General features: G+C 72.6%; 8 protein-coding genes and 1 pseudogene. 4 read left to right on the top strand and 5 right to left on the bottom strand.

Translation table 11 applies throughout. The annotated features are described in order from the left end of the window. A partial coding sequence (locus tag AB0J52_RS17610; RefSeq protein WP_500182647.1) for a DEAD/DEAH box helicase occupies nucleotides 1–2,278 on the bottom strand: 2,278 nt, incomplete at its 3' end. Between the two features lie 114 nt (nucleotides 2,279–2,392). Here AB0J52_RS17610 and AB0J52_RS17605 point away from each other — a divergent pair. After that, entirely contained in the window at nucleotides 2,393–3,655 is a 1,263-nt protein-coding gene (locus AB0J52_RS17605; RefSeq protein ID WP_500182646.1) for an alpha/beta hydrolase fold domain-containing protein, read from the top strand. Between the two features lie 9 nt (nucleotides 3,656–3,664). After that, on the top strand, nucleotides 3,665–3,859 hold the full coding sequence (locus tag AB0J52_RS17600) for a DUF3046 domain-containing protein (protein ID WP_500182645.1): 195 nt from the start codon (nucleotides 3,665–3,667) through the stop codon (nucleotides 3,857–3,859). Nucleotides 3,860–3,897: 38 nt separating this feature from the next. Here the strand turns inward: AB0J52_RS17600 and AB0J52_RS17595 are convergent, their stop codons facing one another. The 4 genes from AB0J52_RS17595 to AB0J52_RS17580 all read right to left on the bottom strand — a co-directional run bounded on the left by AB0J52_RS17595 (nucleotide 3,898) and on the right by AB0J52_RS17580 (nucleotide 6,955). Further along, nucleotides 3,898–4,371 carry a DUF350 domain-containing protein gene (locus AB0J52_RS17595; RefSeq protein ID WP_500182644.1) on the bottom strand — a complete coding sequence of 158 codons (474 nt, stop codon included), beginning with the start codon at nucleotides 4,369–4,371 and terminating at the stop codon, nucleotides 3,898–3,900. 108 nt (nucleotides 4,372–4,479) lie between these two features. After that, nucleotides 4,480–5,637, bottom strand: coding sequence for a glutathionylspermidine synthase family protein (locus AB0J52_RS17590; RefSeq protein WP_500182643.1), 1,158 nt, complete (start codon nucleotides 5,635–5,637; stop codon nucleotides 4,480–4,482). Nucleotide 5,638: 1 nt separating this feature from the next. Beyond that, entirely contained in the window at nucleotides 5,639–6,019 is a 381-nt protein-coding gene (locus tag AB0J52_RS17585) for a hypothetical protein (protein WP_500182642.1), read from the bottom strand. A 75-nt stretch (nucleotides 6,020–6,094) separates the two neighbouring features. Then, nucleotides 6,095–6,955 (bottom strand): ATP-grasp domain-containing protein, encoded by an 861-nt coding sequence (locus tag AB0J52_RS17580; RefSeq protein WP_500182641.1) that lies wholly within the window; start codon nucleotides 6,953–6,955, stop codon nucleotides 6,095–6,097. Nucleotides 6,956–7,208: 253 nt separating this feature from the next. Here AB0J52_RS17580 and recA point away from each other — a divergent pair, with 253 nt between their 5' ends. Then, nucleotides 7,209–8,342: a recombinase RecA gene (gene recA, locus AB0J52_RS17575; RefSeq protein ID WP_500182640.1), complete on the top strand. Its 1,134-nt coding sequence runs from the start codon at nucleotides 7,209–7,211 to the stop codon at nucleotides 8,340–8,342. 139 nt (nucleotides 8,343–8,481) lie between these two features. Further along, a pseudogene (locus AB0J52_RS17570) lies at nucleotides 8,482–8,759 on the top strand (hypothetical protein); the annotation flags it as partial.

The following is an 8,759-nucleotide window of genomic DNA, read 5'->3' as shown; positions in this document are numbered from 1 at the left end:
CGAGCGCCCACGGTCCGTGCACGCGCGCGCCCAGCGGCGAGTGGACGACCATGCGCCAGTCGCCGAGCTCGTCGCGGAACCGCTCGACCACGATCGTCCGGTCGTCCGGGACGTGCCGGGTCGCCTCGCGCTGTTCGCCCAGGTAGGACACCAGGTTCTCGGCGGCCCACTCGTCCAGCCCGGCGTCCTTCACGCGCGCGCGGGCGCGCTGCTCGGGCAGCGCGGCCAGCTCGCGGGTGAACGCGCCCAGCGCCCTGCCCAGCTCGGCGGGACGTCCTGGCGAGTCGCCGTGCCAGAACGGGAGCTTGCCCGGCTGCCCGGGCGCGGGGGAGACCAGCACCCGGTCGGGCGTGATGTCCTCGATGCGCCAGGAGCTCGCGCCCAGGACGAACACGTCGCCGACCCGCGACTCGTAGACCATCTCCTCGTCCAGCTCGCCGACGCGCGACGACTTCTCGCCCACGAGGAACACGCCGAACAGGCCCCGGTCCGGGATGGTGCCGCCGCTGGTCACCGCGAGCCGCTGCGCGCCGGGCCGGTCGCGCAGGACGCCGGCCACCCGGTCCCACACCAGGCGGGGGCGCAGCTCGCCGAACTCGTCGCTGGGGTAGCGCCCGGCGAGCATGTCGAGCGTCGCCTCCAGCGCGGAGCGGGGGAGCGTGGCGTAGGGCGCGGCCCGCTTGACCAGGGTCTCCAGGTCGTCCACGGCCCACTCGTCCATGGCGACCATGGCGACGATCTGCTGCGCGAGCACGTCGAGCGGGTTGCGGGGGTAGCGCAGCTCCTCGATCTCGCCGCCGCGCATCCGCTCGGCCACCACGGCGGTCTGCACCAGGTCGCCCCGGTACTTGGGGAAGATCACGCCCTTGGACACCGCGCCGACCTGGTGGCCCGCGCGTCCGACCCGCTGCAGGCCGCTGGCCACCGACGGCGGCGACTCGACCTGGACGACCAGGTCGACCGCGCCCATGTCGATGCCCAGCTCCAGGCTGGACGTGGCGACGACGGCGGGCAGCCTGCCCTCCTTGAGCGCGTTCTCGATGCCCGCCCGCTCCTCCTTGGACACCGACCCGTGGTGGGCGCGCGCGATCTCGGCGGGGACGCCCCTGGCCGCTCCCGCCTGCGCCATCATCTGCGCGGGCGTCCCTCCGGCCGGACGCGCGCCCCCCTCACGGCTCGGGCCTCCGCCGGAACCCGGGCCGCCGCCTCGGCCGGGCGGGCCGGGCGGATCCGAGGGTTCGCCGAGGCCGAGGGCGCGTTCGATGTCCTCCGGGCTGATCGGCCGGGGGCCGTCGCGCCCGTCGCCCTCCTCCAGTTCCTCGTGCGCGCTCGCGGCGCGTTCGAAGGCGAGCTCGTTGAGGCGGCCGCAGAGGCGTTCGGCGAGCCGCCGGGAGTTGGCGAACACGAGCGTGGAGCGGTGCGCCTCGATGAGGTCGAGCAGCCGGTCCTCGACGTGGGGCCAGATGCTGCGCTGGCGCGGGTCCACGTCGCCGGAGCCGTCCACGAACCGGGCGATCTCGCCCAGGTCCTCGACCGGGACGACGACGTCGAGGTCGAAGACCTTGTCGGCGGGCGGCTGGACGACGGCCGCCGGGCGCGCCCCGCCCAGGAACGCCGCCACCTCGGCCGGGGGACGGACGGTCGCCGACAGCCCGATGCGCTGCGCGGGCCGGTCGAGCAGCGCGTCGAGGCGTTCGAGGGACAGTGCCAGGTGGGCGCCCCGCTTGGTGCCCGCCACCGCGTGCACCTCGTCGACGATCACGGTCTCGACGCCGCGCAGCGCCTCGCGCGCCTGCGAGGTCAGCAGCAGGAACAGCGACTCGGGCGTGGTGATGAGGATGTCGGGGGGCTTGGTCGCGAGGCGCCGCCGTTCGTCGGCGGGGGTGTCGCCGGACCGGATGCCGACCCGGACGTCCGGTTCCGGCAGGCCGAGGCGGCGCGCCGCCTGCCGGATGCCGGTCAGGGGCGCGCGCAGGTTGCGCTCGACGTCGACGGCGAGCGCCTTCAGCGGCGACACGTACAGCACCCGGCAGCGGTGCCTCGGATCGTCCGGGAGGGGCTCGGAGGCCAGCCGGTCGAGCGACCACAGGAACGCCGCGAGGGTCTTGCCGGACCCCGTGGGCGCGACGACGAGCGTGGAGTCGCCCGCCGCGACGGACCGCCACGCCCCCGCCTGCGCGGCGGTCGGCGCGGCGAACGCCCCGGCGAACCACGCGCGGGTGGCGGGGGAGAAGCGTTCGAGCACGTCAGCGGCGCTGTCGTGGGGCAGTCCGGTCATGCGTCCCATCCTGCCTCGCGGGTCCGACAGAACGGCGCGGGGGTGGTCCGCGTCACGTTGTGAGCAAGTGATTGCTCGGTGCAGGCTGGAGGGAGGCCGACCCCGGGAGTCCCGATGCCCTACGTCCTGCTCGCGGTGGGCGCGACGAGCCTGCTGCTGGCCGTGAACGCTCGCCGCCCGCCCCGCCGCGGCGCCCTGGTCGTGCCCGGCTTCTTCTTCGGCTGGCTCGCCGTCGAACTGGCCCCCCACCTGCTGGTCCTCGAGGTCGCCGGGCTCGCCTGGACGGCCGCCGAGGGCGGGGCGGACGGATCGTCCGGCTGGGTCGGCTGGATCGGCCTCGCCCTGGGCCTGGCCGGAGTCGCCGGGACGGCCGGCACGATCGCCGCGTCCCGCAAGACCGTGATCACGCTCAGGGACAGCGGCGTCCCCCTGGACCTGGACCCGCAGAACGCTCCGCGCTATCCCCGGAGCCACCTCGTCCTGCCGCCGCTCTGCCTGCTCCCCAGGCGGGGCGTCCGTGTCGACCGCAACATCGTCTTCCGCCAGGAGGGACGGCTGCGCCTGAAGCTGGATGTGTACCGGCCCAAGGAGGACGGGCGTCTCCGGCCCGGCCTGATGCAGATCCACGGCGGCGCGTGGGTCATCGGCGACAAGCGCGAGCAGGGGCTGCCGCTGCTCAATCACATGGCGCTGCAGGGCTGGGTCGGCTTCAACGTCAACTACCGGCTGAGCCCGCGCGCGACCTGGCCCGACCACCTTCTCGACCTGAAGCACTTCCTCCGCTGGTACCGCGAGCATGCCGAGGAGTACGGCGCGGACCCGGATTTCCTCTGCGTGACCGGGGGTTCGGCGGGCGGGCACCTGGCGGCGATGGTCGCCCTGACGGCGAACGTCCCCGAGTACCAGCCCGGTTTCGAGGCCGTCGACACCTCCGTCCAAGGCGCCGTGCCCTTCTACGGCGTGTACGACTTCGTCGAGCCCGGCCCCTGGCCGATCCCCTTCGGCAAACTCGCGCTGCTACAGAAACGGGTGCTGAAACGGCCCTTCGACAAGGACCGGGAGGCGTTCGCCAAGGCGTCCCCGGTGTCCTACCTACGCGCGGACGCGCCCCCGTTCCTGGTCATCCACGGCAGCCACGACTCCCTGATCCCCGTCCCGGAGGCGCGCCGTTTCGTGGAGAAGCTGCGGGACGCGTCGGACGCGCCCGTCCTCTATGCCGAGATGCAGGGCGGGCAGCACGCATTCGACGTGTTCCCGTCCTACCGGACCGCCCGCGTGGTCGAAGGCGTCGAACGCTATCTGACCGGCCTGCACAGGCAGTACGCCCAGGGAAAGCCGCCCAGCGTGCCGGACGAGGTGGACGAGTCCGTCGGATAGCGTGTCCGCGTGCGTCTCACAGTGTTCTGGCAGCGGATGAACGAGCATTTCGGAGAGGGCTACGCGGAGAGCGTCGCCAAGGACTACGTCCTGGCCGAGCTCGGCGGGCGCACGATCGACCAGGCCCTGGCGGACGGCGAGTCGGCCAAGACGGTCTGGCGGGCCGTGGTCGCCACCTTCGACGTCCCCTCGAACCTGCGCTGACCGCCCGCGCCCGCCCTCCGGCGTCCGCCCCGCCCTGATCAGTACACCGCGACCGCGATCACGAAGCCGATCATCAGGTTCGCCACCCCCAGCAGGATCGCGGCGGGCTCCAGGCCGTCCTCCGGGCCGTCCGCGAGCTCCCGGACGTTGATCCCGACGAGCCGGTTGAAGGCCATCGTCGCGGCCGTCTGCGCGACGATCCCGACCAGGCCGAACACCAGCGTGCGGGTCAGGCCCTCGGCCAGGTCGCCGCCCGCGGCGAAGATCGACACGGCCACGATCAGGCCGACGCCGACCGTGGACGCGCAGGCCAGCAGCGTGGCGTTGGGGTTGCGGTCGCGGCGGATCACGTGGATCAGGCGGCCGGGCGTCGCCAGGTCGATCATGTAGAAACCGGCGACGAACAGCACGAGGCCGACGGCCGCGTACGCCAGCAGGGCGCCGGAGCCGTGCAGCAGGACATGGCCGAGGCTGTCGTCGCCCGATGCGGTGGCGGCGGCGAGCGGGGTCATGGTTCTCCTTCTGGGGGATGGTGCGGCCGGGCGCTGGGCGTCCGGGTGTGGGGCGGCTGGGTGTTGGGCATCTGGGTCTGGTGCGGCCGGGCTGGTGCGGCGGGGCGTCTAGAGCCGGATGCGGTGCGGGACGAACGAGGACGTGTCGTCGGTGATCAGGCCGGCGGTCTCGCGGATGCCGAGCCCGGCGGACTCGTCCTCCACGACCCACGCGCCGAGGACGGGGTGCTCCCCGTCGAAGTCGGGCAGCGGGCAGAACTCCTGGAAGACGAAGCCCTCCCGCCCGTACTCGCCCTCGGTGGTGACCTCCGGGCCGTCCGGGGTCACGATGCGCATGCTCGCGCCCTCGCGTCCCAGCAGCGGCTTCTGCACGTAGGACGTGAGGTTCCCGGGGGTGTTCAGGTAGGTGGGCAGCAGGTTCGGGTGGCCGGGGAAGAGCTCCCAGAGCAGCACCAGGAGCGCCTTGTTCGACAGGACCATCTTCCAGATCGGCTCGATCCACGTCGTGGGCGCCTGCGGGACGTTGCGGCCGAACTGCTCGGCGACGATCCACTCCCACGGGTAGAGCTTGCAGAGCGTGGTGATCTCCCGCTCGTCCAGGTCCACGAACCGCGCGCGCCGGGGGTCCCAGCCGATGTCCTCCATGGCGATCGCCTCGCCGGGCAGGCCCGCCTCCTCGGCGGTCTCCTGCATGTAGGCGATCGTCATGACCTCCTCGCCGGTCTCGTCCTCGTTCGTCCAGGCGAAGTGCGCGCGCCCGCCCGGGACGGTCGCGGCGATCTCCTTCCACCGGGCCACCAGCCGCTCGTGGATGGAGTTCCACTGGTCGTCGCCCGGGTAGACGTCCCGCAGCCAGTACCACTGGACGATCGAGCTCTCCACCAGGGAGGTCGGGGTGTCGGCGTTGTACTCCAGCAGCTTCGCCGGGCCCGTCCCGTCGTAGCGCAGGTCGAAACGCCCGTACAGGTGCGGGTCGCGGCGCCGCCAGGACGCCTCGATCAGCGGCGCCACCCAGTCGGGGATGCCCAGCACGTTGTAGCGCCCCGTGGTGACGACGTGCTCGACCGCCTGGAGGCACATGCGGTGCAGCTCCTCGACGGTCTCCTCCAGGGCCAGCACCTCGTCCATGTCGAAGACGTAGTGCACGGACTCGTCCCAGTAGGGACGCGTCAGGTTCTCCGGATGCGCCGTCCGGTGGTAGGCCAGGCCCTGCGCCTCGACCCGCGCGGCCCAGTCCGGACGCGGATCGCTGAATTCGCGTCGCATCTCAGCCGCCGCTCCGGCCGTGGCCGCCGAAACCGCCCCGGATCAGCGAGTGGCCGGAGCTGGACTTGATCCGGTGGCTGTGCGGGGCGGAGTAGCCGCCGCCGCGGACGTACCCGTACCGGTCCCGCTTGCCGCCGTAGTACCAGAAGTACCGGCCGTAGCCCACCGTGCCGTTCTCGATCTCGCGCCGGTCGCAGTAGGCGTCCGGAACGACCTTGTAGCCGCCCTTGGTGGCGCCGGTGGGCGGCGCCAGGCGGTCGACGCACCAGGCGGTGGTGGACTTGGTGCCGCAGGCGGAGGTGACGGCGATGGACAGCACGCTCACCATGCCGATCTTCACGGCACGTGAGCTGAGGCGGCGCGCGGGTTCCTGAGGGGGCAACGAGGACACGTCCTTATCAGACGACGTAGCGGTCGTATCTGAGACGAAACCGTACCGAATCAGGTTTCATCGCCGTCAATCAGGAACCGGCAGGTGAGCGTACAGATCCATCGGATCGACCGTGGCGGGCAGGTCGCTCACCTGCCCGTCGCCGACCTCCACCACGCGCCACACGCCGTCCGCGCGGCGCGCCAGGTCGGTGGTGATGAACCTGCAGCCCAGCGCCCGGACGGCCGGCGCGACCCCGGAGAGGTCCGGCTCGGGCTCGACGCCGGGGGTGTCGGGATGCGGCCCCACGAGCGCCGGCTCGCCGTCCACCCACCACACGCGCGCCTCGCCGTCCGCGTCGAGCCGCTCGTACTCGCGCACGACCACGCCGCCCGCCAGGTGCTCGTCCTGGAGGGCGATCATCTTGGTGACGACGGCGCGCAGGCGCGCGAGGTCGTGGACGTCCGGGACGTAGCACGCCTCGTCCCACTCGTGCTTGCGGGACTTGACGTAGTCCTTCACGACGCCCGGCCCGCCGCGCAGCGGGCGCACGAGCTCGGCCAGGTCGCCGGGATCGTCCCCGGGGGAGAGCTCCCGCCACACGCTGTTCGGGGTCAGGCCCGCGAACGTGTCGTGCCAGCCCGGCAGCTCGTGCGCGCGCCTGTAGTCGTCCGGATGGGTGAGCAGGATCGTGCCCCGCCGTCTCAGCGCGGCGGTCATGGCGGTGTACTCGGCGCTCGTGAGCATCCAGCCGCGGTACCAGGTGGGGCCCATGTCGCGCGGGACGCTCCGGACGGCCGCGTCGGCGTCGCCCCGCCGCAGCTCGTCGTGGTCGATCAGGCCGATCTCGCCGTAGTGGTCGCGGACGGCCGCGGCCTCGCGGGAGAAGTGCGGGTCAACGCGCCGGGGATGGAGCGGATCGACGCAGAAGAGGACGGTCAGCGTCATGATGAGGCCTCCGAGGACGGCGCCGCCAGCGTACGGTGTCGAGGCCGTCCGGCGCACGGATAATCCGGGGCGAATCGGGATGCGCGTCCATGATCGAACTGATGTTCGGTAGGCTGTGCCGGGCGCGCGACGTTATCCACAGTTCCGGTGAGGGGTCGAGAACTGTCGGAGGCACCTCGTAACGTCGCTCTCGACATCGCGAAGCCGAGAGCCGGCAGACCCGGCGACCGAAACCAAGACAAGGGGCAAGACCATGGCTGCGAACGACCGGGAGAAGGCTCTCGAGACCGCGCTCGCCCAGATCGAGCGGCAGTTCGGCAAGGGCTCGATCATGCGGATGGGTGAGGAGGCGCGCGCGCCGGTCGAGGTCATCCCGACCGGGGCGATCTCGCTCGACATCGCGCTCGGCATCGGCGGCCTGCCGCGCGGCCGGGTCGTCGAGGTGTACGGCCCGGAGGGGTCCGGCAAGACGACCGTCGCGCTGCACGCGGTGGCCAGCGTCCAGAAGAAGGGCGGCATCGCCGCGTTCGTGGACGCCGAGCACGCGCTCGACCCCGAGTACGCGGCCAAGCTCGGCGTCGACATCGACGCCCTGCTGGTGTCCCAGCCCGACACGGGCGAGCAGGCGCTCGAGATCACCGACATGCTGGTCCGCTCCGGCGCGGTCGACATCGTGGTCGTCGACTCGGTCGCCGCGCTCGTCCCGCGCGCCGAGATCGAGGGTGAGATGGGCGACAGCCACGTGGGCCTCCAGGCCCGGCTGATGTCGCAGGCGCTCCGCAAGATCACCGGCGCGCTCAACCAGACCCGCACCACCGCGATCTTCATCAACCAGCTGCGCGAGAAGATCGGCGTCATGTTCGGCTCGCCGGAGACCACCACCGGCGGCCGCGCGCTGAAGTTCTACTCCTCGGTCCGGCTCGACGTGCGCCGCATCGAGACCCTGAAGGACGGCACCGAGCCCGTCGGCAGCCGGGTCCGGGTCAAGGTCGTCAAGAACAAGATGGCCCCGCCCTTCCGGGTCGCCGACTTCGACCTGCTCTTCGGCCAGGGCATCTCCCGCGAGGGCGGCCTGATCGACCTCGGCGTCGAGCACGGCTTCGTCCGCAAGTCCGGCGCCTGGTACACCTACGAGGGCGACCAGCTCGGCCAGGGCAAGGAGAACGCGCGCAACTACCTCAAGAACAACCCCGACACCGCCGACGAGATCGAGAAGAAGATCAAGGAGAAGCTCGGCGTCGGGCCGCGCGTGGACAAGGAGGCCGCCGACACCGCGGCCAAGCCCGCCGCCGCGGCGGCCGCGACCGCTCCGGCCAAGCCGGCCGCCGCGGCGACGACCGCTCCGGCCACGCGCAAGTCGGCCAAGGCCAAGGCCGGAGAATCCTGACGGCGAATCCGTCGAATCGGGTGACTCCTGACGGAGACTGGGCGATGATCTCGTATGCAGGGCGGCGGCGCCTCGGCCGTCACCGGTTCACCGGTGAGCGGTCCTTCCCCATCGGCGCCGCCGTCCCCGAGGGCCTCGCATGAGCACCCCGCCCCCGGACGAGGGTCCGTCCTGGCTCACTCCGTCCACCGACCCCTGGGCAGCGCCGGAGCGACCCGAGGACCACCCCTCGGGCCGCGCCACGGCGCCCGGCCAGGGCCCGGCGACCGCGTCCGACACACCCACGGGCGACGCCCCGGCCACCGGACGGCCCGAGAGCGGCCCACCCGTCCCGTCCTCGGCCGCCGAGCCGGCTACGAGGGCCGCAGGTGGCGAGGCCGCCGCCCAGAACCCGCCCGCAGCCGCGGGCGGCACGGC

This window comes from Spirillospora sp. NPDC049652 (assembly GCF_040675125.1).
Classification (GTDB): Bacteria; Actinomycetota; Actinomycetes; order Streptosporangiales; family Streptosporangiaceae; genus Spirillospora.
The sequence above is the reverse complement of the archived record's forward strand: the minus strand, read 5'-3'. Positions and strand labels throughout refer to the sequence as shown.